The organism is Micromonospora sp. NPDC049799 (assembly GCF_040656655.1).
Taxonomy (GTDB): domain Bacteria; phylum Actinomycetota; class Actinomycetes; order Mycobacteriales; family Micromonosporaceae; genus Micromonospora.
This window is the reverse complement of record NZ_JBFAMU010000034.1, coordinates 1-22,634: the sequence shown is the minus strand read 5'-3', so window position 1 is coordinate 22,634 and position 22,634 is coordinate 1. Positions and strand designations below refer to the sequence as shown.

Here is a 22,634-nt window from a genome sequence, read left to right as displayed (position 1 = left end):
CAGCCAGGTCGAAGCCGAGCGCGACCAGGACCACCAGCACCGTCGTCGCGAGCCAGGGAACGAACACCGGCCGTCCCGCCGCACCGGGCAGCGGTCCCCAGCCGACCCCGCCCGGACCGAGCTTCGCGCACCTGAGCCGGTTGAGCGACGACACCGGGCTGTTCGAGCACGCCCGGCACGCCATCGTCCGTCGCGAGCACGGCTACTGCACCGACGACGTCGCGCGCGGCCTGGTCGTCACCAGCCGCCAACCCGAGCCGACGGAGGAGGTACTCCGGCTCGCCGAGCGCTACCTGGCCTTCCTGACCCACGCGCAGGACGCCGCCGGCGCCTTCCACAACCGGCTCGGCCACGATCGGCGCTGGACCGACGAGCCCGGCCTCGGCGACTGGTGGGGCCGGGCGCTGTGGGGGCTGGGTACCGCGGCTGCCCGCAGTCCCGCCGCCTGGGTTCGGGAGGAGGCGCTGGTCGCCTTCAGCAGAGCCGCCACGCGGCGCTCCCCGGCCCCGCACGCGATGGCCTTCGCCGGGCTCGGTGCCGCCGAGGTGCTGCGCCGACACCCGGCCCACGCCGCCGCGGCCGCACTGCTGACGGACGCCGCCACGACGATCGGCGGCCCCGGAGCCGATCCACGGTGGCCCTGGCCCTGGCCGCGGCTGACCTACGCCTCGGCGGCCCTTGCGGAGGTCGTCATCCTTGCCAGTCAACTGCGCCACGACGGCCCGCCCCTCGACAACGGACTGCGGATGCTGGCCTGGCTGCGCGACGTCCAACTCCGCGATGGGCACCTGTCGGTCGTACCCGCCGGTGGCTGGCGACGCGGCGAGGGGCGGCTCCGCCACGACCAGCAACCGATCGAGGCCGCCGCCTTCGCCGACGCCTGCGCCACCGCCGCCACGGTCACCGGCGATCCCGGTTGGGAGACCGGGGTGCGGCAGGCGGTCGGGTGGTTCCTCGGCGACAACGACGTCGGCACGCCGATGTGGGATCCGGCGACCGGTGGCGGCTACGACGGGTTGACCCCGCGCGGACCCAACCTCAACCAGGGCGCCGAATCCACCCTCGCCCTCATCGCCACCCTGCAGCACGCCCGGCGGTGGTCGTGACCGGCTCCCTGGCCGTCCGGCACGGCACCACCGTCGCCCCGGATCCACGCCGGGTCGTCGTCAAGCTCTTCATCCCGGGTGAGGACGCCGCTCTGGTACGCACCCGCGCGGCGGGGATCATCGACCGCGTCGCGCGCCTCGACGACGAGGAGACCGGCCGGCTGCTGCGGGACACCTTCGACCGCTTCGGCAGTCGGCACCGCGACCTGGACGGCACGTTCCACCACCACTACGACCTCGTCCGGCACCGCATCGCCCGGTCCCGAGACCTTTCCCCCACCACCCGACTCCTGGTCGGTGCCTACTTCAGTCACGAGTACGCGGTCGAGGCCGCCGCGCTGTGCAACCCGTCGATGGTGATCCACCCGGACCAGGGCGGTCTGGACGCCGGACAGGTGCGCGTCGCCGTCAGCCTGCGTCAGATCGGTGAGGGTCACCTGTCGTCCATCGGGTTCGCCACCGCCGTCCTCGGACCTGGACGCCGGCTCATCGTCGCGGACCGGTCGGGCCCGCTGGTCGTCGGGCAGCGGGTGGGCGTACGGCACCGCCGGGACCTGCTCGCCGCCGGCCTGGCCGAGGAGGACTGCGACAACGAGGTCACCGCGTCCGTGCTGGACGCCCTGCCCGACCGGTACGACGAGGCCACCTTCGATCGCGTACTCGGCAACCTGCCACCGGACCTGCTGAGCCGCAGCACCGGTCCGAGCACCCTGGAACACCTGCGCCGCACCAACGCCGCCAGCTACGCCATGACCTTCCCCGCCGGCACGGAGCTGCACCAGAGGGTGCTCTGGCCGGCCACCCCGGCGGAGAGCAACGGCATGGAGGACGCCCGGTTCGTCAGGTTCACCGACGAGTCCGGACCGGTGTACCGCGCCACCTACACCGCCTACGATGGGCGGCACATCGCCCCCCGCTCGTTGGCCAGCACCGATCTGCGCCGCTTCGAGATCACCCCGATGCGCGGCCCGGGCGCCCGCAACAAGGGCGTCGCGCTGTTCCCCCGTACTGTCGACGGCCGGCACCTCGCCCTGTGCCGCGCCGACGGCGAGACCATCGGCCTGACCTGCCTGGACCACGAGAACCGGTGGCAGGAACCGGTGCCGCTGCACTCCCCCCGGGACAGCTGGGAACTGATCCAGGTGGGTAACTGCGGATCCCCCATCGAAACCGACGCCGGCTGGCTCGTACTCACCCACGGGGTCGGTCCGATGCGCCGGTACGCCATCGGCGCGCTCCTGCTCGACCTGCGTCGACCGGAACGGGTCGTCGCGCGGCTCCCCGGCACGCTCCTGGCACCCGACACGGATGACCGGGACGGGTACGTTCCCAACGTCGTCTACTCGTGTGGGGGTCTCGTCCACGCCGGCGAGCTCTGGCTGCCGTACGGGGCCAGCGACGCGCGGGTCGGATTCGCCACGGTGCCGGTGGCCGCCCTCATCTCGGCGATGGTGGAATCCGCGCCGACACCGGACGGCGGCGGGGGCGGGTGAGCGGGGTTGTGGGCGGCCCGGGACCGTGAGGGTCAGACGCAGTCCTCGGAAAGCTGACCGCGCAGCTTGGCCAGCGCTCGGGTGATGAGCCGGGAGACGTGCATCTGCGAGACGCCGATCCGGTCGGCGATCTCGGCCTGGGTGAGGTTGCCGTGGAAGCGCAGGCTCAGGATCCTGCGTTCGCGTTCCGGCAGCGTGGCGAGCGCCGGCCCGAGGGCGACGCGGAGTTCGACCAGGTCGAAGTCGTTGTCGGTGGCCCCGAGGGTGTCGCCGAGTTCCTGGGTGCCGTCGGCACCGACAGGGGTGGACAGCGAGGTGGCCCGGTACGCCCGCGCCCCTTCGAGTCCCTCCAGGACGGTCTCCTCCGACACGTCGAGGTAGGCCGCGATGTCGGCCACGGTCGGCGAACGCCCCAGCGTGTGCGTGAGGGTGCTGTTCGCCTCGGTGATCGTGAGGCGGAGTTCCTGCAGGCGGCGGGGCACCCGTACCGACCAGGTGCGGTCGCGGAAGTACCGCTTGATCTCGCCGATGACGGTGGGGATGGCGTACCCGGTGAAGTCGACGCCCCGGGTGGGGTCGAAGTGGTCGATGGCCTTGATCAACCCGATCGCGGCGGTCTGGGTCAGGTCCTCGTCCTGGACCCCGCGTCCCGAGTAGCGGCGCGCCAGGTGGCGGGCGAGCGGCAACCACGCCTCGATGGCGCGTTCCCGTAGCGCCGGCCGCCGGGGGTCGTCGGCCGGGGTCGCGGCCATGGCGGCCAGGAGATCATCTGGACGGTGATCGCCGAGTGTGCCGCCGGGCCGGCCGGAGCGGGTGCTGGTCGTCGATGCGAAGGTCATGACCATGGGACTGGTCCTTCCCGTGCCCGTGGATCGGATCGACCGGAAGATCTCCGAACCGGCTGTCGCCGGGAGCGCACGTACGGGCGTGTGCGCTGTCGCAAGGCCACGACCACGGGCCTCGCCACCGCGTCATGTCGTTCAGGTTATGGCGTGGACACTACCCGAAAGACCGACTGATTACTAGCCGAAAGTATGAACCGCCGCCGGCTGCGGCAGGGGTCAAGCGCGCCGACCCGGGCCCTCGCCCGTCATCGCCGTCGACGACGGCCCGGAAGCCGCGGGGCTCACCGCGAACGGGTGGCGCAGCCGCCGCATTGCCTCCTCGCTGCCGTCGAACCTCACGTCGGCGTCGAGCCCGTCGAGGGTGGGGATGGCGAGGAACAACGCCGAAACGTGGCTGTCTTTCGATGTCATGCAAGATCCTTCTTGAGGAGCGGAGCGCATCGGGTCGCGGGAGTAACCTGCCGCGTGTCGTCGTGAAGCCCGGCGTGCGCACTGGGACCCGATCCGGTGTCCCGGTCGCGGGCGAGTGCCCGTCGACACCGACCATACCCGTCTCCGGCGTCCGTCACGCGTTCCGGAAGGGTCCGTCCGAATTCCCCGAGCGGACCGGGGCCGCGCCCGGTCCGGACGCGGCCCCGTCGTACGCGGTCAGATCAGGCGAGCGAGCGCCGCCCAGGTGTACGGGCCGGGCAGGCCGTCCACGGGGCCGGTGTATCCGCCGAGCTTCGCCATCTGTTGCAGCGCCTTGTAGGTGTTGATTCCGGCAACGCCGTCGATCGGACCGCCGTACCCGTAGCCGGAGAGCAGCTTCTGCACGCCCCGCCAGGAGTAGGAGCCCATGACACCGTCGGCGGGGCCGGTGTATCCGCCGAGCTTGGCGAGCCGCTGGAGGGCCGCGTAGGTGTACGTGCCGGGGGCGCCGTCGATCGGACCGGTGTAGCCGAAGCCGCGCAGGATCGTCTGCACGCCCTTCCAGGAGTTGGTGCCCATGACGCCGTCAGCAGGGCCGCCGTAGCCGCCCTTAGCGGCGAGCCGCTGGAGGGCGGCGTAGGTGTACGTGCCCGGGGCGCCGTCGATCGGACCGGTGTAGCCGTAGCCGCGCATCACCTGCTGCACGCCGTACCAGGTGTACGTGCCCGGCACGCCGTCGACCGGGCCGGTGTAACCGCCCGCCTGGCCGATCTCCTGCAGGATGACGCCCTCCGTCTGGGGGGCCGGGGTGGGGGTGGGGCCGGTCCCCCCGCCGACGTAGTCGAGCGGGTTGACCCGGACGCCGTTCGGGGTGATCAGGTGCCAGTGCAGGTGCGGGCCGGTGGACGAGCCCGAACCGTCCGCCCCGGCGGCACCCCCCGAGCGGCCCACGACCGTCCCGGACGCCACCGAGGCCCCGTTCGCCAGCAGGAACTGCGACAGGTGCATGTACTGGCTGCGCCAGCCGCCGGCGAGGTGGATCGTGACGGTGTGCCCGCCGGTCCCGTTGTAGTAGATGTTCTCGACGGTTCCCGCCCCGCACGCGGGCAGGTTGGTGCCGACGGCCATGCCGAAGTCGATGCCGCCGAGGGAGCCGCGGTTGAGGTGGGCCTGCCAACCGTCGGTGATCGGGTAGGCGCGGAACGGGTGGTAGATCGCCGGGTTGGCGTACGCCGCGGTCGGCAGCAGCATGCCGCCGACCACCAGCCCGCCGCCGACCGCCGCGCCGCCCCGCAACATGGCACGACGGCTGATGACGGGAGCGGTACGCGGGTCGTCGCCGTCGCAGCACCCGCGTGATACGTACTCGGACATGGTTCTCTCCTCTTGAGGTGGGGTGTCGGACGAGTCGCTCAGGGGACGAGGTTGGCGAGTGCGCGGTACGTGTTCGGCCCCGGCACCCCGTCGAGCGGCCCGGTGTAGCCGCCGCCCTGGGCCATGCGCTGCAACGCCGTGTACGTGCCGGATCCGGGTGCGCCGTCGATCAGGCCCGAGTAGCCCCAGCCCCGCAGGCAGGTCTGGAGACCGCTCCAGCTGTACGCTCCGAGCACGCCGTCGGTGGGGCCCGCGTAGCCGCCCAGCTTCGCCATGCGCTGCATGGCCGCGTACGTCTGGCCGCCCGGGACGCCGTCGATCGGCCCGGTGTAGCCGAACCGCCGCATGACGGTCTGGACGCCCTTCCAGCTCTGGACGCCCATGACGCCGTCGACGGGACCGGTGTAGCCGCCGGCGGTCGCCAGGGTCTGCAACGCCTTGTACGTGTTGGTACCCGGCGCCCCGTCGATCGGACCGGTGTAGCCGTAGCCGCGCAGCACGGTCTGCACGCCCTTCCAGCTCTGTGCACCGGGGACACCGTCGAGCGGCCCCGGGTACCCGCCGCCGACGGCGATGCGTTGCAGCGTCGTGCCGTCCGCGATCGAGATGGGGCCCGGGACGCCGGAGGTGACGCTGAGATACGTGCGGATGGCGGCGTACGTGTTCGGTCCGGGCACCCCGTCGATCGGGCCGGTGTAGCCGTAGTCGGCGGCGAGCAGTTGGAGCGACCTGTACGTGTTCGGCCCGGGCACCCCGTCGACGGGGCCCGTGTAGTAACCCCGGGACAGGACGGTCTGCACGCCCTTCCAGCTCAGCACTCCCAGGATGCCGTCGACCGGCCCGGTGTAGCCGCCGCGCTGGGCGAGCTGCTGGAGCGTCTTCGCGTCGGCCGTCGCGATCGTGACGCCGCCGGCGACCTGGTCGAGGTACGCGCGCAGCCCCGCGTAGCTGTTCGGTCCGAGGACGCCGTCGACGGGGCCGGTGTAGCCGCCGCGCTGCGCGAGCAGTTGCAAGCCCTTGTACGTGTTGGTGCCGGGCACGCCGTCGACCGGACCGCTGTACAGCCCGAGCCGCGTGAGGTGCGTCTGCACGCCCTTCCAGCTGTTCGACCCGAGGACGCCGTCGACGGGGCCGACGTACCCGCCGAGCTCCGCGACCCGCTGCAGCGTGACGCCGTCGGCGAGGGGGATGCCCGGCGTCGGGCCGGGGACCGGGTTCGCGCCGGGCGGCGGCAGGGTCGCCGAGCCGAACGCGTCGGGCTTCGCGACGTTCATGTCGATGGCCACGCCCTTGACCGACCCCGAGGCGCTGAACTGGTGGATCGCCCACGTCGGGTACGCGGTGCCGATGTTCGGGCTGCCCGGCGGCACGTCGTAGTGCGCGATCCACAGCTTCGCGCCGGTCGCCTGCGTCAGCGGCCAGGTCCGTGACCGCAGCAGCGCGGAGTACGTGTACAGGAACGGCGTCACGCCCAGGGCCGCCTTGACGGCGTTGATGAACGCGGCGGTCTGCGCGTCGCTCCACACGGGACTGCCGTCGATGCCCTCGACGTCGACCATCAGCGGATCGCCGGGGCGGTAGCCGTGCAGGTTCGCGAGGAAGTACGCGGAGTCGCCCGCCGCGGTACCCCAGCCCGTCATCCAGTAGTGGCCGACGAGGAACCCGGCCGCGCGGGCGGCGTCCACCTGCCGCGTGTAGTACGGCGACGTGTACGGCTGGCGCGTCCCGTCGTTGGACCCGCCCGACTTGACGACGCAGAACCGGAACCCGGCGGCGCGCGCGGCCAGGAAGTCGAGGTTCGCCTGGCTGGTGCCGACGTCGATACCGGGCACGTAGTCGTTCGCGGGCGGGGTGACCGGCGGATGGGCGTCCAACCACGCCGCGACGCCGCGGATGGTGTTGGGGCCGAGGACGCCGTCGAGCGGCCCCTCGTAGCCGCCGTCGCGGGCCAGCGTCTGGATCGCCGTGTAGGTCCGGGTGCCGGGGATTCCGTCGATCGGCCCGGTGTAGCCGAAGTCCTGGACGGCGGTCTGCACGCCCTTCCAGCTCAGGACGCCCATGACGCCGTCCACGGGGCCGCCGTACCCGCCGCGCAGAGCGAGGCGCTGAAGCACCCGCTGGTCGTCGGCGGTGAGCACGTACTCCGACGGTCCCGGGGTGGTGCCCGGGCCGGGGGCACCCACGTCGGCCATCCGGTAGCCGACGTTGTCCAGGGTCCAGCCCTTGTAGATCAGGCCGGACAGGGCGGTGTACCGGGCGACGGACTGGGTGCCGATGCAGTACCCACCGGGCGCGAAGTCCTGCCCGCCGGAGAGGAGCGACGACGCCATCAGGCAGCGGGTGCCACCGCCGTCGAGGTCGAGGGCGACGTGACCGGGGTGGCCGCCGTTGCCGTGGTTCGCCCACCAGTGGAAAGCGCCGCGCGGCGCCGCCGAATAGTCGGTGTACTCGGCCCCGGAGTCGATGAACGCCTGATAGGCGGTGCTCCGGGAGTCTCCGAGCGCGCAGGCGCGGAACATCAACGCCTGGCACATGCCGTTCCAGTTGTAACCGTTGTAGAAGCCGGCGCCACCGGCGTCGACGACGTGCTGGCGGGCCCACTGCTCGGCCCCGGCGACGGTCCTGGTCACTGTCCGCTCCGCACGTCGAGGGTGGTGATGGCGAGGATTTCCTCCGTGCCGACGAGTTGCGCCCGCAGCACCGGGTGGGCGCCGGTCGCGGAGGTCGGCACGGCGCCGCTGCGCAGCCAGCGGTCCAGCGAGATCCGCCCGGCGTCGTCGGTGTCGAGGTCGAGGTGGCCGAGGCGTGGCGCAGACCGGCGCCCGGGGGCGACCTCGAACCACACGCTGAGGTCGACCCGGTGGAACTCGCTGATCGAGAACCGCACCCGCCGTCCGGCGAGCGGACGGCTGTTCGCGACAAGGGTGAAGACGACGCCGTGCGCGGCGCGTCCGGCCCGGCCCGCCGAGGTCGCCCAGACGTGTACGGGTGCGGAGAACGCGCCCCGCACCGCCCCGTCCAGCCGGGACGCCCCGGCGGCGGAGGCCGCCCGCCCGCCCGCCGTCGCGAGCACCACTCCCGGTACGAGCACACCCGCCCCGCGTAGGACGGCGCGGCGGGACACCCGCGGTAGGTTCCTGTCGATCAGATCGGCCATCTGCTCTCCCCTCGCGTGCGGCATCCGCACGTCATCGGCCGGTATCCCGGTCGGGGGCCGTCGGTCATCTTCGTGAGACCTTCGACCGCTCCCGGTCAAGTACCGTCATCGTCGGGGTCCGCCGGGCCGCTGTGACCCAACGGATCCGCAGACTTCGAAGGCACTGACGCGGTCATGCCACCGATGAGGCCTGGTGGCGGTGAGGATGCCCCGGTAGTTTCAGCGGTCAGACACCTTCACTGCCTGCGATCGGAAAGTCGGCTACGTGTCGCACATCGAGAAGATCACCGGTGAACTGCGCGCGCTGATGACGGGCATCGAGCGCGCACAGGGGTTGGCAGCCGCCGTCGACAGTCAGGCGCAGGAGGTGGCGCTGCGGGCCGCGGCGGCCGGCTTCCTGGCCGTCGCGGCGGGAATGGCCCGGGTACGCAGCACGATCACGGCAATCCAGGGCGACCTGGGTAGCCTTTCCGGTGCGATCGGTGAGGCGACGAAGGCGGCTGCGGCCGTTCCGCACGAGGCCACCACGCAGGAGACGATCTCCGGACTGACACCCGTTCAGTCCGCGGTGGTCAGCGCACGCGACGCGACCGCCGGGGCGATCACCCAGGTCGGTGAGGCACAGCAACTCGTCACCATGATTCTGCGGGGTGGGCAGCCCGGGTCGCTGCTCCAGGCCCTGGACAACATCAAGCAGGTCCTGGTGCTGGTCGTTCAGCGCACCGGCGTCGCCCGACAGTCCGTCGAGGCGGCGATCGCCGAAGCGCGACAGCTGGGGTCCTCGGGAAGCTGAGCGGGGCAGGCGAGGCGCACCGCGACGTGGGGTCAGCGGGGCGCTTGTCGGCATGGGACACACTCGGCTCCACCGTCGACGGTCTGCCGTCGGCGGGCCTTCCGGCGGGAGTTGCCATGCGGACCAGAAGACTGATCTCCACCGTCACCGCGTTCACCCTGACCCTCACGGTCACGCTTCTGCCGGCTGGTCCGGCCGCGGCCGACACCGCCCTGGACAGCTGTTACGACTCGACCACCCCGCAGCACCAGGACCCCACCGCCCGGCCCGCGCCGGGGAACCAGCAGACGACCTGGGTGTCGCCCATCAGCATCATCCACGGCGACGCCTTCCGCGTGAGTGCGCAGGGCAACGTTCAGATCGACCACTGGGGCACCACCAAGAGCATCGCCGGCGAGCTGCCGGCCGCTCCCACCACCGGTGGGTGGCCGGCGCCCGGTGCCCCTCGGTACGCGCTCATAGCCCGGGTCACCACGGGCTCGATGTGGGTGAAGAAGACCAGCCGGATCTACGGACCCAGCTCCTGGTTCCCGGTCGGCACCGACAGCGGATGCATGCTGTTCTCCAGCAACGGCGACCCGGCGCCGCACCTGGTCTTCACCTTCAACGACAACAACCTGGGCGACAACAGCGGCGGCGCGGGGTTCGTCGTACGGCAGTGGTTCTGAGCAACGGCTGCCGGTGATGCCTGTGTTCCGGCTCAATTCTCTTCGCAGGTCAGCGTTAGTAGATCAAGCGGCCGTGGGTACTGCCCCCACTGTGAAGAAGATGAACAGGCGTTACGTCGCGCGCGTGCCGCCGCCAGCCGAACCAGCCCCCGCCAGTCGGGAGTCAGCCGGGATTCCGTGGGCACGTCGGCGGGCCCGCTCTGCCTCACCCGGAGCCGCCCGCGGTGTCGCGGCACCGACCGGGCCGGTCGTGGTCCGTGGCGTGGCCGCACCCACCGCACCCACCCGGCCGGCCGTCGTCCGTGGCGTGGCCGCACCGACCGGGCCGGCCGTCCTGCCGGGCAGCGCCGCTCAGGTGGAGCCGCCGGTACGGCACGGCGTGGTCCCGGTGGAGCCGGCGACCGCCGATGAGCCGGTCGACGTGGCCACCCAGCTGTTGCAGCCACCCGACGTGACGGCGGCGATCTTCGTGGACCGCTCCGGGCGCCGGGGTCACCTGCTGCGCCAGACCGTGTACGCGCTGGTCGCGATCGCTCTCCTGCTCGTCGTCGCGTTCTGGCTCGTCCAGGGTCTGGACGCGTTCGGGTCGACGAGCTGATGGCCGTCTGGAGTGGACGCCGACGTGTGGCCGGCACCGGCGAGATCGTGCCAGCGTCCACGCCGTCCACGCCGTCCACGCCGTCCACGCCGTCCACGCCGTCCGCGTCGTCGGCCTCGTCGGCGGAGGAGCGGCGGCAGCGCAGGCGTAACCGTCGACGGTGGATGCTGGCGGCGGTGGCGACGTTCATCCTGCTGAACCTGCTCGCCGTCGGGGCGTACGCGAACTCGCGCTTCACCCCCGACCACCAGAGCGACGGTCCGACCGGGACCGGCACGGTGCCGGCGGTGGTCCGCGACGGCGGGACGGTGGTCGACACGCGCGGCGGCAAGCTGGACGCCCGGCGGATGCCGGCGCGGACGATCGCCCTGACCTTCGACGACGGTCCCGATCCGACGTGGACGCCCAAGGTGCTGGACGTGCTGAGCCGGCACCGCGCGCCGGCCACCTTCTTCGTGCTGGGTTCGCAGGTCAGCCGGCACCCCGAGCTGGCGGAGCGGATGGCCCGCGAGGGCCACGAGCTGGGCATCCACACCTTCACCCACCCCGAGATGGCGGACCTGCCGTCCTGGCGGCGCAAGCTGGAGTACTCGCAGACCCGCGCCGCCATCCAGTACGTCACGGGCGTCGACACCTCGCTGGCCCGCCTGCCGTACTCAAGCGGGGTGGACTCGCTGGACGACGCGAGTTGGCCGCTGGTGCGGGAGTCCGGCCGGTGGGGTTACGTGTCCGTGTTCAACGACACCGACAGCCGGGACTGGGCCCGTCCCGGCCCGGGCGCCATCATCCGCAACTCCACCCCCGAGGGTGACCAGGGCGCGGTGGTCCTGATGCACGACAGCGGCGGGGACCGGTCGCAGACCATCGCCGCGCTGGACCGCTTCATTCCCGAGATGCAGGCCCGCGGCTACCGGTTCACCACCGTCTCCCAGGGGCTCGGCTGGCCGACCGCCGCAACCGTCCGGCCGGGTGCCGACGACCAGATTCGCGGCGCACTGCTGGTCGGCGGCGTCCGGCTCGCCGACGGCACCGTGCACGTCCTGTGGCTGCTGCTCATCGTCGTCGGCCTGCTCACCCTGGCGCGCACCCTGCTGCTCTTCGGGTACGCGGTGGCTCATGCCCGCCGTCGCCGCGCCCCGACCTGGTCCTGGGGTGGCGAGGTGAACGACCCGGTCACGATCATCGTGCCGGCCTTCAACGAGCGGACCACCATCGCTGCCGCCGTTCGCTCACTGGCCTCCGGCACACACCCCGGCATCGAGGTGCTGGTCGTGGACGACGAGTCCGACGACGGCACCGCCGACGAGGTGGAGCGCCTCGGGCTGCCCAACGTGCGGGTGGCCCGGGTTCCCGGTGGCGGCAAGGCCGCCGCGCTCAACGCCGGGGTGGCGCTCGCCCGCAACGACCTGGTGGTCATGGTCGACGCCGACACCGTCGTCGCGCCCGACGCCGTGCACCGTCTGGTGCAGCCGTTCGCGGACCCGCGGGTCGGCGCGGTGGCCGGCAACGTCAAGGTGGGCAACCGGCGGCGGCTGCTCGGCCGCTGGCAGCACATCGAGTACGTCATCGGGTTCAGCCTCGACCGGCGCCTCTACGACACGCTGCACTGCATGCCCACCATCCCCGGCGCCCTGGGCGCGTTCCGTCGCGAGGCGGTACGGGCCGCCGGCGGGCTCAGCCGGGCCACCCTCGCCGAGGACACCGACCTCACCATGGGCATCCACCGCGCCGGCTGGCGGGTCGTCTACGAGGAGACCGCCGTCGCCCGTACCGAGGCGCCGAGCACGTTGCCGGAGCTGTGGCGGCAGCGCTACCGGTGGAGCTACGGCACCATGCAGGCGTTGTGGCGGCACCGCCGGGCGTTTGTCGAACGGGGGCCGTCGGGCCGGTTCGGCCGACGCGGGCTGCCGTTCATCGCCCTGTTCTCGGTGCTGCTGCCGCTGCTCGCCCCGGTCGTCGACATCTTCGCCGTCTACGGGCTGTTCTTCCTCGACCGCTACGAGACCGTGCTCGCCTGGCTGGCCGTCATGGTCGTGCAGATCGTCACCGCGATCCTGGCGTTCCGCCTCGACCGGGAACCGCTGCGCCCGCTCTGGGCCCTTCCGCTCCAGCAGTTCCTCTACCGGCAGGTCATGTACCTGGTGCTGGTGCACTCGGTGATCACCGCGCTCAGCGGTGGACGCCTGAAGTGGCACAAGCTGCGTCGTACCGGCGAGGTGGCCGACGCCCAGCCGCAACCGGTCACCTGAGCGGTGCCCGCGCCCCGGCTGCCGCCTCCCGGGCGGCAGCCGGCAGCCACGGCGTTGCCGAGATCAGGGCGCGGGCCTGGGCGGGGGAGAAGACGCCCGCCGCCGGTTCGGCCCGGCCGCACGGCCCGTCGGACTCGCCCGGACTCTTGATCCAGAGCAGCGCGGCGACCCGTTCCAGGCCCGGATCGGTGGTCGGCGGTGGACCGAGAGCCTCCGGGGTCGCGTTGCACCACTGGTCGTCCGGCGGCGCGGGCAGCCCGTTGCGCGAGGTGTCGATGACCATCTCCCGATCGCCCACCAGCCGTGAGACGGCCAACCCCCACCGGTGGCTGTCGGCGGTGGACTGGCGGTTGGACACGTTCACCGAGAATCCCTCGGCCCGGGTGATGCCGGACCGCCGCAGCCGCTCGGCGGTCTCGGTCGGCCCCCGCCAGCGGGGATGCCCCGCGTCGAGGTAGACGTGGTGGCCGGCGTCGGCCAGCGTCCGGGTGGCGTCGGTCAGCAGGTCCGCCCGGGCGTCGTCGAAGCAGTCCGCCGCCACCGCGTCCGGCTCCAGGACCACCGCCGCCCGGTCGTCGCCGAGCCCCCGCACGGTCTGCGCGATGAACCGCGCGTAGGCCTCCGCGTCGACCGCGCCGCCCCGGCTCGGGCCGGCGCAGTCGCGGTTCGGGACGTGGTAGATCACCACGACCGGCAGAGCCGCGCTCCGGCGGGCCGCGGCCAGCACCGGCGCCAGGTCCGTCAGGTCGTCCGGACCGGTCAGCCACCGGGCCTGCGGGGTGTCGGCGATCGGATCCAACCAGGTCGCGTCGTGGTCGTCCCGCCAGCGCGCCGCCGGGCTGTCGGTGTCCACCAGCAGGGTCGCGCCACGGAACGGGTGCCGCAGCGGGCTGTACTCGGCGCCGCCCTCGCCGCCCGCGCAGCCGCCGGCCGTCCCGAGCAGTGCGGCGGCCAGGGAGCCGGTGAGCAGAGCCGATCGCATCCGACCACGGTAGGCCGGGACGGGGTCGACCGCAGCGCGGGCGGCGGGGACCTGCGATGCGGATCAACCGGTGCGAGCGAGGTTGGCCATCTTGACCGCGGTGAACACCGCCGCGGCCAGCGCGACGTCGGACAACAGCATCAGACCGATCGCGTACGAGCCCTGGATGTCGTACACCCACCCCATCACCAGCGGCGGAACGAAGCCACCCAACCCGCCCGCAGCACCGACCAGTCCGGTCACCGCACCCACCTGATCGGCCGGGGCGACCTTGCCGACCAGGGCGAACACGGCGCCGCTGGCAGCGCCGAGCAGCGCCGCCATGCCGAGCAGCGCGACCGTCGCCACCGGCATCAGGGGCGGCGCGAACGCCTGCACGACGGCGAGGACGGCCACCCCGGCGAAGCACCACACCAGCACCGGCACGGGATGCACCCGGTCGGAGAGCCATCCGCCGGCCGGTCGGGCCAGCACGGCCAGCACCACGAAGCCGGCGGTACGCAGCGCACCGTCGGCGGGCTCCAGTCCGTACTGGGTGCGCAGGTACGCGGGCAGATAGACGCTGAAGGCAACGAAGCCGCCGAAGCCCACCGCGTACAGGAAGCACAGCTGCCAGGTCACGGTCAGCCGCGCGACGGCGGTGAGCCGCTGCCGGAGCGTGCCCGCCGGGCGGACACGTCCGGGTGCGTCGCGCAGCAGCAGGAACGCCAGCACCGCGTATGCGGCCAGGATCGCGGCGATCAGCAGAAAGGGGGCGTCCTCGCCGTACACGTCGGCCAGCCGCACGGTGGTGAAGTTGGCGATCGCGGTGCCGCCGGTGCCGATGCCGAACACGCCGATCGCGAAGCCGCGCCGGGCCGCCGGGTACCAGCCGGAGACAAGGGGAACTCCGACGGCGAACGCCGTGCCGCCGATGCCGAGGAAGAAGCCGGTCACGATCAGCGCGGGATACGACGACACCACCGTCAGTGTCAGCACCGGAATGATCGTGGCGAGTGTGACCAGGGGGAAGACGGCCCGGGCACCGTACCGGTCGGTGAGCGCGCCGACCGGGATTCGGCCGAGGGATCCCACCAGCACCGGTACGGCGACGAGGAGCGACTGCGCGGCGAAGCCCAGGTCGAGCCGTTCCTTGATGCCGGGACCGAGGGGACCCAGCAGCGCCCATGCCCAGAAGTTGACCAGGAAACCGAGTGTGGCGACGGTGAGCTGGAGCGTCGCACCGGGTCCCGTCCGGAGCGAGGTGCCGGGGCCGGAGGTGAGCGGCGTGTCCGTGGCGGTGCTCATCGTTGCTCCTTCCTCACCGGCTCGAGCGGGTGCGCCGGCCGCGCGGCCTGGGCAGTTGGGGCGGGCCCTCCCAGCCGGGCCGGGCCGGGCGTAGTCCAGGCCGGTCGTCGCGGCTGCGGTAGACGACGTACGGGCGGGTGGCGTAGCCCACCGGTGCGCTGAAGGCGTGGACGAGCCGGGTGAACGGCCAGAACGCGAAGAGCGCGAAGGCCGCCAGGATGTGGATCTGGAAGCCGATCGGCACGCCGGCCATGATGTCCGGGTCGGGGCTGAGGTAGAACAGCGACCGGAACCAGGGGGAGATCGTCTCGCGGTAGTCGTAACCCGGGCCACTGATGTTGGCCCGGACGGTGGCCCAGAGCCCCAGGACGATCACCCCGGCGAGCACCACGTACATCGCCTTGTCGTTGCGGGTGGTGGCGGCGAAGACCGGTCCGGTCAACCGACGGCGGGCGATCAGGATGCCCAGCCCGATCAGGGTGCAGAAGCCGGCCACCGTGCCGATGAACACGGCCGTCAGATGGTAGGTGTGTTCGGTGATCCCGACCGCCTCGGTCCAGGACTTCGGCACCAGCAGGCCGCCGATGTGTCCGATCAGGACCATCAGCACCCCGAAGTGGAACAGCGGACTGCCCCACCGCAGGACGGCGCTCTCGTAGAGCTGGGAGGAGCGGGTCGTCCAGCCGAACTTGTCGTACCGGTGACGCCAGATCAGGCCGCCGACCAGGATCGCGATGGACAGGTACGGGTACACCACCCACAGCAGGATGTTCATCGGCGTCCTCCAGTCGTGTCGACCAGTCCGAACGGTTCGAGCCCGACCTGCTCCACCGGCGGTCCGGTGCGGGCCAGGCGGGTGGCGGCGGCGATGTCCCCGGGCTGGGCGGGCGGCAGCATCTCGCGGACGGCGGCGACCGCCTGCCGGTACACCGACTTGTCCCGGCCCAGCGCCTCGACCAGCAGGTCCAGGCCCACCCGGTTCTCCCGCAGCAGCCGCCAACCGCGATCGTCGGCGGCGGCCAGGTCGAGCACCGCGGGCAGGAAGTCGGGCAGCTCGCCGTCGACCACCTTCAGACCCACCTCCTTGTACGCGGCGGAGAAGGTGACCAGCGCCTCCCCCCGCCGACGGGTGTCGCCGCAGGTGTAGTAGGTCAGGTGCAGGCAGCAGCGGCGCCGGAAGTCGAACAGCTCCACGTAAGCGGCCCGCAGGTCGACGGGCGGGACCGCCTCCCGGTGGGCGACCACCTCGCGCAGCGGTCGGGCGACCTCGGCCGGCAGGCCGTCGAGCGCGGCGCGCACCGTGGGCAGCGCCGCCAGGACCTCCTCGTCCGGATAGCGCAGCAGCAGGGACGCCGCGCGGGCGGCCACCGCCCGCCAGGCCGGCTGGCTCACGGCTTACCTCCGTCGACGTGTTCGGCTTCGGGGCTACGAGGCGGAAAGAGGCCCTTCGGGGTGCCCTTGCCGTCCCAGTTGAGCAGGTTGACCCGCCGCGGCTCGTCGCCCGGGTCGGTGAAACTGTCGGCGGTCTGCCGGTCGCGCAGCATGTGGAAGGTCTCCACCTGCACCGGCACCGGCGTGCCGGACGACTCCCCGAACGGTCCCTGGCCGTACGGGCCGCCACCACCCATCCCGGGGCCGCCCTCGTAGTCCAGGCTGCACTCCGTGGCGATCTTCTCCAGCCGGTGGGCGTCCTCGGCGTGGGCGGCGGGGATGACGTAGCGCTGCTCGTACTTGGCGATGGCCAGCAGCCGGTACATGTCGTCCATCTCCGTGCCGGTCATGCCGACGGCGGCGGCGATGGACTCGTCGCGCTCCTCGCCCAGGTTGATCCGGCGCTGGTACGCGCGCATCGCGGCGAGCCGGTTCAGCACCCCGCGCACCGGCTCCGGGTCGCCGGCAGTGAACAGCTCGGCCAGGTACTCCACCGGGATGCGCAGGGCGTCGATGGCGCCGAAGAGGTTCCCGGCCTGCTCCGCGTCGTGGCCGGTCTCGCGCAGCACGTCGGCCACCGGCGACAGCGGCGGGATGTACCAGACCATCGGCATCGTCCGGTACTCCGGATGCAGTGGCAGCGCCACCTCGTACTTCATGATCAGATCCCAGATCGGGGAGCGCTGGGCCGCGTCGATCCAGTCGTCGGGAATGCCCGCCTCCCGGGCGGCGGCGACCACGGCCGGGTCGTGCGGGTCGAGGAAGACGGACCGCTGCGCGTCGTACAGGTCGTGTTCGTCCTTCCGCGCGGCGGCCTCGGCGACCCGGTCCGCGTCGTAGAGCATCAGTCCCAGGTAGCGCAGCCGGCCCACACAGGTCTCGGAGCAGATGGTCGGCTGCCCGATCTCGATGCGCGGGAAGCAGAAGGTGCACTTCTCCGCCTTGCCGGTGCGGTGGTTGAAGTACACCTTCTTGTACGGACAGCCGGTGACGCACATCCGCCAGCCGCGGCAGCGGTCCTGGTCGACCAGGACGATGCCGTCCTCGGCCCGCTTGTAGATCGCCCCCGACGGGCAGGAGGCCGCGCAGGACGGGTTGAGGCAGTGCTCGCAGATCCGCGGCAGGAAGAACATGAAGGTCTTCTCGAACTCCTGCTTCACCTGGCCGGAAACCTTCGCCAGCACCGGGTCGCCGGCGGCGATCTCGTTGCCCCCGGCGAGGGAGTCGTCCCAGTTGGCGCTCCAGGTGATCTTCGTGTCCTGGCCGGTGAGCAGCGACTTCGGGCGGGCCACCGGGGTGTCGTCGCCGGCCGGCGCGTTGATCAGGTGCTCGTAGTCGTACGTCCAGGGCTCGTAGTAGTCCTTCATGGACGGCAGCTTCGGGTTGGCGAAGATGCTGAACAGCTTCTTCACCCGTCCGCCGGAGCGCGGCTTGAGCCGACCGCCGCGGGTCCGCACCCAGCCGCCCTGCCAGCGTTCCTGGTCCTCGTACGTGCGGGGGTAGCCCTGGCCGGGGCGGGTCTCCACGTTGTTGAACCAGACGTACTCGACCCCGGACCGGTTGGTCCACGCCTGCTTGCAGGTGACCGAACAGGTGTGGCAGCCGATGCACTTGTCGAGGTTCATCACCATCGCCATCTGTGCCATGACCCGCATCAGTACTGCACCTCCTGGGAGCGGCGGCGGATCACCGTGACCTCGTCGCGCTGGTTGCCGGTGGGGCCGAGGTAGTTGAACGCGAACGACAGCTGCGCGTACCCGCCGATCAGGTGGGTGGGCTTGACCAGCAGCCGGGTCAGCGAGTTGTGGATGCCTCCGCGCCGGCCGTTGGTCTCCGACTTCGGCACGTCGATGACCCGCTCCTGGGCGTGGTACATGTACACCGTGCCCTCGGGCATCTTGTGGGTCACCACGGCCCGGCAGACCACGACGCCGTTGCGGTTGACCGCCTCGATCCAGTCGTTGTCCCGTACGCCGATCTTCTCCGCGTCGGTCTCGCTCATCCACATGGTCGGGCCGCCCCGGGACAACGTCAGCATGATGAGGTTGTCCTGGTACTCGGAGTGGATGGACCACTTCGAGTGCGGGGTGAGGTACCGGACGGTGATCTCCAGCTCGCCGTTCCTGCCGAGGCGCGGCTCGCCGAACAGCCTGTGCATGTCCAGCGGGGGCCGGAAGATCGGCAGCGCCTCGCCCGCCTCGTGCATCCAGTCGTGGTCGAGGAAGAAGTGCTGCCGGCCGGTGAGGGTGTGCCAGGGCTTGAGCCGTTCGGTGTTGATGGTGAACGGCGAGTAGCGCCGGCCGCCGTGCTCGCTGCCGGACCACTCGGGGCTGGTGATCACCGGGACCGGGCGGGCCTGGGTGTCGGCGAACGTGATCTGCTTGCCCTCGTGTTCGGCCGCCAGGTCGGCCAGCCGTACGCCGGTGCGCTTTTCCACGTCGTGGAAGCCGGCGGTGGCGACCCGACCGTTGGTGGTGCCCGACAGCGCCAGGATCGCCTCGCAGGCGTGTACGTCCTTCGCCAGCGACGGCCGTCCGTCGGCGACGCCGCCACGCACCTCGCCGTTCTTGCGGCGCAGGTACTCCACCTCAGGGCGCACGTCGACCGAGACGCCCTTGCCCGTGGTGCCGAGGGTGTCCATCAGCGGTCCGAGCGCGGCCAGCTTGTCGGCGACCGCGCCGTAGTCCCGCTCGACCACGATCAGTTTCGGCATGGTCCGCCCCGGGACCGGTGTCTCGCCGGTGGCCGCCCAGTCGACCACCCGGCCGCGCGGGGTCGCCATGGCGTCCGGGGTGTCGTGCAGCAGTGGCGCCGCGACCAGGTCCCGGCGTACGCCCAGATGCCGCGACGCCAGCGCGGAGAACGCCTTCGCGATGCCGTGGAAGGCGTCGAAGTCGGTTCGGGTCTGCCACGGGGGGTTGATCGCCGGGGTGAAGGCGTGCACGAACGGGTGCATGTCCGTGCTGCTGAGGTCGTGCTTCTCGTACCAGGTGGCGGCCGGGAGCACGATGTCGGAGAAGAGCGTGGTGGAGGTCATCCGGAAGTCGAGCGAGAGCAGCAGGTCGAGCTTGCCCTCGGGGGCCTCGTCCCGCCAGGTCACGTCCCTCGGCCGCAGCTCCTCCGGCGCCTCGTCGGCGCGCAGGTTCGCGTCGGTGCCGAGCAGGTGGCGCAGGAAGTACTCGTTGCCCTTGGCCGACGAGCCGAGCAGGTTGGCCCGCCACACGGTCAGTACCCGCGGCCAGTTCTCCGGCGCGTCCGGGTCGGTGCAGGCGAACCTGATGTCGCCCTGGCCGAGTTGCTCGGCCACCCAGCCGGCGGGGTCGTCCGGCCGGGCCGCGAGGGCCTCGTCGGCCAGGTCGAGGGGGCTGCGGTCGAAGGTCGGCATCGACGGCATCCAGCCGGCACGCGCCGACTGGGCCAGCAGGTCCATGGTGTGCTTCCCGGCGAAGGCGCCGGTGCCGGTCGGGGAGGAGACCACGTCGGCGGAGTAGGTGTCGTAGCGCCACTGGTCGGTGTGCACGTACCAGAAGGCGGTGCCGATCATCTGCCGTGGCGGGCGGACCCAGTCCAGGCCGAAGGCGAGCTGCGCCCAGCCGGTCACCGGGCGGCACTTCTCCTGCCCGACGTAGTGGGCCCAGCCGCCACCGTTGACCCCCTGGCAGCCGGTCAGGGTGACCAGCGCCAGGATCGCCCGGTAGGTGGTGTCGGAGTGGAACCAGTGGTTGGTGCCGGCACCGAGCAGGATCATCGAGCGGCCGCCGGACCGCTCGGCGTTGTCGGCGAACTCCCTGGCCACGCGGGCCACCTGGACCGCCGGCACGCCGGTGATCGGCTCCTGCCACGCCGGGGTGTACGGCGCCTCGACGTCGTCGTACCCGGCCGGCCACTGCCCGGGCAGGCCCTCGCGCGCCACCCCGTACTGGGCGAGCAGCAGGTCGAACACGCTGGTCACCAGGTGGCCGTTCACCGTCCGGGTCGGCACCCCGCGGCGCAGTACCTGCGGGGTGTCGGTGTCGAAGCGGGGCAGCTCCACCTCGACCGGCGTGCCGGCGCCGAGGCAGGTCAGTGCCGGTTCCAGGTCGGCGAGGTCGAGGTTCCACTGGCCCGACTGCTCGCCCCAGCGGTGCCCCAGGCTGCCGCGCGGTACGGCGGGGGCCTCGGTCGCCGAGTCCCAGAGCACGGTCTTGAAGGCCGATTCCCTGCCGGACTCGCCGAGATCCTCGGCCGTGAGGAACTTGCCCGGCCGGTACGCCCCGTCGGCACCCGGCTCCAGCGTGACCAGGAACGGCAGGTCGGTGAACGTGCGGACGTAGTCGACGAAACGCGGCGTTCGCCGGTCGACGAAGAACTCCTTGAGGATCACGTGCCCCATCGCCATCGCGAGGGCACCGTCGGTGCCCGGCTGGGCGGGCATCCACTCGTCGGCGAACTTCACGTTGTCGGCGTAGTCGGGGCTGACCACCACGACCTTCTGGCCCCGGTAGCGCGCCTCGGCCATCCAGTGCGCGTCGGGGGTGCGGGTCACCGGGACGTTGGAGCCCCACATGACGAAGTAGGAGGCGTCCCACCAGTCCCCGGACTCGGGCACGTCGGTCTGGTCGCCGAAGACCTGCGGGGACGCCACCGGCAGGTCGGCGTACCAGTCGTAGAACGACAGCATCGACCCGCCGAGCAGCGAGACGAACCGGGCGCCGACGGCGTGCGACACCATCGACATCGCCGGGATGGGGGAGAAGCCGGCGATCCGGTCCGGGCCGTACTCGCCGATGGTGTGCACGTGCGCGGCGGCGATCATCTCCTGCGCCTCGTCCCAGGAGATCCGGACCAGGCCGCCCTTGCCGCGCGCCTTCTGGTAGCGGCGACGCCGCTCCGGGTCGGCCTGGATGTCCGCCCACGCGGCCACCGGGTCACCGAGACGACCCTTGGCCTCCCGGTACATCTCCACCAGCACACCCCGGGCGTACGGGTAGCGCACCCGGGTGGGGGAGTAGGTGTACCAGGAGAAGGCGGCCCCACGCGGGCAGCCGCGCGGCTCGTACTCGGGGCGGTCCGGCCCGACGCTGGGGTAGTCGGTCTGCTGCTGCTCCCAGGTGATGATGCCGTCGGAGACGTACACCTTCCAGGAGCACGAGCCGGTGCAGTTCACCCCGTGCGTGGAACGGACCACCTTGTCGTAGGACCAGCGGTCGCGGTAGAAGGCGTCGGCCTCCCGACCGCCGATCTGGTGCAGTGTCCGGCCGTCGGCGGACACCTCGGCGCGGCGTACCAGGCCGCCCACCGCCAGTAGCGCCCGTCCCGCACTCTCGGTCGCTCGCGACATATGCCTCAATCCTTCGATAGCTTCTGTCGTGATGTCCCACGTTCTCGGCAGGGGCGCCGAAGCGCAACCGAAGTGGGGTGTCGCGGCAATCCTGCCGGCGCACTACCTCCCCGAACCGGGCCGAAGGTCCCGAGATCACCAGCTCTACCTTCGTCACCGTTCGGCCCCGGTCGTCGGGGTGATCCGGTCCCAGGCGGGGATCGGCAGCGTGATCACCGCGGCCGGGAAGAGCCCGTGCTCCTCGTTGTCGATGTGCCGGTGCAGCCGGTCGAGGGCGGCCAGCACCGGTGGCCAGTCGGGCGCGGTCCGGTCGACGGCGCCGAGTACGCCGTGGATGTCGTCGTGTTCGGCGCAGAGCTGATCGACCGCCTCGGCCATGCTGCCCTCGGCCCGTAGTTCCGCAAAGAGGCCGCCCTCCTCGGTGGCGGTGTGCGGCATCAGCAGCGCGAGCAGGTCGTCGAGCGCGACGAGGGCGTCGTCAGCGCCGCCGTGCACCGCCGTGCGCAGCCGTCCGGCGGCGTTCGAGATCCTCTCGTGCTCGGCGGAGAGCCGTCCGATCAGCGGGAATTCCCGACAGCCGCAGTAGTTGCACACGAGCCTTCCTCCCCTGGTGGCGGTTTCCAGCCTGCGTCGCGCTCACCACCGGGGGCAGGGCCGAACGGCCCGGTGCGCCGGACTGCCGGCCCTGCCCCCGTCGTGCGGAACCCGGCATGCTCAGGCCGCGACCGGCTGGCGGGACAGCCGGACCTGCCACACCTCCGGTCCGTCCTGCAGCCACTCGGTGGTCATACCGTCGCCGTAGCGGGCCTCGACCTCGGCCAGCAGCGGGCGGGGGGCGTGCGGGGCGACCAGCGCCGCCGACGCCGGTGTCCCCCGTCGTCTTCTCGGTCCACCACCCGGCCAGGCCCTCCAGCGTGGTG

Annotated in this window: 19 protein-coding genes; 6 read left to right on the top strand and 13 right to left on the bottom strand. The window is 72.0% G+C overall.

The window, feature by feature from the left end; genetic code table 11:
- Positions 1-140 precede the first annotated feature (140 nt).
- Together AB0I76_RS05345 and AB0I76_RS05340 are read left to right on the top strand one after the other, a co-directional pair.
- Positions 141-1,106, top strand: a complete 966-nt coding sequence (locus tag AB0I76_RS05345; protein ID WP_357030178.1) for a glycosyltransferase — start codon at positions 141-143, stop codon at positions 1,104-1,106.
- Positions 1,103-2,599, top strand: coding sequence for a glycoside hydrolase family 130 protein (locus tag AB0I76_RS05340; RefSeq protein WP_357030176.1), 1,497 nt, complete (start codon positions 1,103-1,105; stop codon positions 2,597-2,599). The genes AB0I76_RS05345 and AB0I76_RS05340 overlap by 4 nt, the downstream gene beginning before the upstream one ends.
- Before the next feature lie 32 nt (positions 2,600-2,631).
- On the opposite strand, the gene AB0I76_RS05335 is transcribed toward AB0I76_RS05340, so the two are convergent.
- From AB0I76_RS05335 to AB0I76_RS05315, 5 genes are all read right to left on the bottom strand, one after another.
- Entirely contained in the window at positions 2,632-3,351 is a 720-nt protein-coding gene (locus AB0I76_RS05335; RefSeq protein WP_357030180.1) for an RNA polymerase sigma factor SigF, read from the bottom strand.
- Between the two features lie 309 nt (positions 3,352-3,660).
- Positions 3,661-3,855, bottom strand: a complete 195-nt coding sequence (locus AB0I76_RS05330; protein ID WP_357030174.1) for a hypothetical protein — start codon at positions 3,853-3,855, stop codon at positions 3,661-3,663.
- 237 nt (positions 3,856-4,092) lie between these two features.
- The gene (locus tag AB0I76_RS05325; protein WP_357030172.1) at positions 4,093-5,229 is read right to left on the bottom strand and encodes a peptidoglycan DD-metalloendopeptidase family protein; all 1,137 of its coding nucleotides are present in this window, start codon (positions 5,227-5,229) and stop codon (positions 4,093-4,095) included.
- A 38-nt stretch (positions 5,230-5,267) separates the two neighbouring features.
- Positions 5,268-7,859, bottom strand: a complete 2,592-nt coding sequence (locus AB0I76_RS05320) for a GH25 family lysozyme (RefSeq protein ID WP_357030170.1) — start codon at positions 7,857-7,859, stop codon at positions 5,268-5,270.
- Positions 7,856-8,386 carry a hypothetical protein gene (locus tag AB0I76_RS05315; protein WP_357030168.1) on the bottom strand — a complete coding sequence of 177 codons (531 nt, stop codon included), beginning with the start codon at positions 8,384-8,386 and terminating at the stop codon, positions 7,856-7,858. The genes AB0I76_RS05320 and AB0I76_RS05315 overlap by 4 nt, the downstream gene beginning before the upstream one ends.
- A 265-nt stretch (positions 8,387-8,651) precedes the next feature.
- Between AB0I76_RS05315 and AB0I76_RS05310 the strand changes: the two genes are divergently transcribed.
- The 4 genes from AB0I76_RS05310 to AB0I76_RS05295 all read left to right on the top strand — a co-directional run bounded on the left by AB0I76_RS05310 (position 8,652) and on the right by AB0I76_RS05295 (position 12,694).
- Positions 8,652-9,179 (top strand): DUF6244 family protein, encoded by a 528-nt coding sequence (locus AB0I76_RS05310; protein WP_357030166.1) that lies wholly within the window; start codon positions 8,652-8,654, stop codon positions 9,177-9,179.
- Between the two features lie 116 nt (positions 9,180-9,295).
- Positions 9,296-9,847 (top strand): hypothetical protein, encoded by a 552-nt coding sequence (locus AB0I76_RS05305; protein WP_357030164.1) that lies wholly within the window; start codon positions 9,296-9,298, stop codon positions 9,845-9,847.
- A 262-nt stretch (positions 9,848-10,109) separates the two neighbouring features.
- Positions 10,110-10,445, top strand: a complete 336-nt coding sequence (locus tag AB0I76_RS05300; RefSeq protein WP_357030162.1) for a hypothetical protein — start codon at positions 10,110-10,112, stop codon at positions 10,443-10,445.
- Entirely contained in the window at positions 10,445-12,694 is a 2,250-nt protein-coding gene (locus tag AB0I76_RS05295; RefSeq protein WP_357030159.1) for a bifunctional polysaccharide deacetylase/glycosyltransferase family 2 protein, read from the top strand. Before AB0I76_RS05300 ends, AB0I76_RS05295 begins: the two co-directional genes overlap by 1 nt.
- Here AB0I76_RS05295 and AB0I76_RS05290 read toward each other — a convergent pair.
- The 8 genes from AB0I76_RS05290 to AB0I76_RS05255 form a co-directional block, all read right to left on the bottom strand.
- A complete protein-coding gene (locus AB0I76_RS05290; protein WP_357030157.1) occupies positions 12,687-13,676 on the bottom strand; it encodes a glycoside hydrolase family 6 protein in 990 nt (329 codons plus the stop codon). The two genes, AB0I76_RS05295 and AB0I76_RS05290, sit on opposite strands and share 8 nt — an antisense overlap.
- A 63-nt stretch (positions 13,677-13,739) precedes the next feature.
- A complete protein-coding gene (locus AB0I76_RS05285) occupies positions 13,740-14,963 on the bottom strand; it encodes an MFS transporter (protein WP_357030155.1) in 1,224 nt (407 codons plus the stop codon).
- 13 nt (positions 14,964-14,976) lie between these two features.
- Complete coding sequence (gene narI, locus AB0I76_RS05280) at positions 14,977-15,738, bottom strand: respiratory nitrate reductase subunit gamma (RefSeq protein ID WP_357030153.1); 762 nt, start codon at positions 15,736-15,738, stop codon at positions 14,977-14,979.
- Complete coding sequence (gene narJ, locus AB0I76_RS05275) at positions 15,735-16,355, bottom strand: nitrate reductase molybdenum cofactor assembly chaperone (protein WP_357030151.1); 621 nt, start codon at positions 16,353-16,355, stop codon at positions 15,735-15,737. Before narJ ends, narI begins: the two co-directional genes overlap by 4 nt.
- Positions 16,352-18,049 (bottom strand): nitrate reductase subunit beta, encoded by a 1,698-nt coding sequence (gene narH / locus AB0I76_RS05270; RefSeq protein WP_357030149.1) that lies wholly within the window; start codon positions 18,047-18,049, stop codon positions 16,352-16,354. The genes narJ and narH overlap by 4 nt, the downstream gene beginning before the upstream one ends.
- Entirely contained in the window at positions 18,049-21,714 is a 3,666-nt protein-coding gene (locus tag AB0I76_RS05265) for a nitrate reductase subunit alpha (RefSeq protein WP_357030147.1), read from the bottom strand. Before AB0I76_RS05265 ends, narH begins: the two co-directional genes overlap by 1 nt.
- A gap of 153 nt (positions 21,715-21,867) precedes the next feature.
- Complete coding sequence (locus AB0I76_RS05260) at positions 21,868-22,308, bottom strand: hemerythrin domain-containing protein (protein ID WP_357030145.1); 441 nt, start codon at positions 22,306-22,308, stop codon at positions 21,868-21,870.
- A gap of 120 nt (positions 22,309-22,428) precedes the next feature.
- Positions 22,429-22,634, bottom strand: a 206-nt coding sequence (locus AB0I76_RS05255) for a DUF2249 domain-containing protein (protein ID WP_357030143.1), incomplete at its 5' end; no start/stop codon positions are given.

Excerpts from the sequence above, each read along its gene's own strand:
- AB0I76_RS05315 (WP_357030168.1), bottom strand. The coding sequence starts at position 8,386 with ATGGCCGATCTGATCGACAGGAACCTACCGCGGGTGTCCCGCCGCGCC.
- AB0I76_RS05305 (WP_357030164.1), top strand. The coding sequence starts at position 9,296 with ATGCGGACCAGAAGACTGATCTCCACCGTCACCGCGTTCACCCTGACC.
- AB0I76_RS05335 (WP_357030180.1), bottom strand. The coding sequence starts at position 3,351 with ATGGCCGCGACCCCGGCCGACGACCCCCGGCGGCCGGCGCTACGGGAA.
- AB0I76_RS05265 (WP_357030147.1), bottom strand. The coding sequence starts at position 21,714 with ATGTCGCGAGCGACCGAGAGTGCGGGACGGGCGCTACTGGCGGTGGGC.
- narH (WP_357030149.1), bottom strand. The coding sequence starts at position 18,049 with ATGCGGGTCATGGCACAGATGGCGATGGTGATGAACCTCGACAAGTGC.
- AB0I76_RS05330 (WP_357030174.1), bottom strand. The coding sequence starts at position 3,855 with ATGACATCGAAAGACAGCCACGTTTCGGCGTTGTTCCTCGCCATCCCC.
- AB0I76_RS05285 (WP_357030155.1), bottom strand. The coding sequence starts at position 14,963 with ATGAGCACCGCCACGGACACGCCGCTCACCTCCGGCCCCGGCACCTCG.
- AB0I76_RS05295 (WP_357030159.1), top strand. The coding sequence starts at position 10,445 with ATGGCCGTCTGGAGTGGACGCCGACGTGTGGCCGGCACCGGCGAGATC.
- AB0I76_RS05325 (WP_357030172.1), bottom strand. The coding sequence starts at position 5,229 with ATGTCCGAGTACGTATCACGCGGGTGCTGCGACGGCGACGACCCGCGT.
- AB0I76_RS05290 (WP_357030157.1), bottom strand. The coding sequence starts at position 13,676 with ATGCGATCGGCTCTGCTCACCGGCTCCCTGGCCGCCGCACTGCTCGGG.
- narI (WP_357030153.1), bottom strand. The coding sequence starts at position 15,738 with ATGAACATCCTGCTGTGGGTGGTGTACCCGTACCTGTCCATCGCGATC.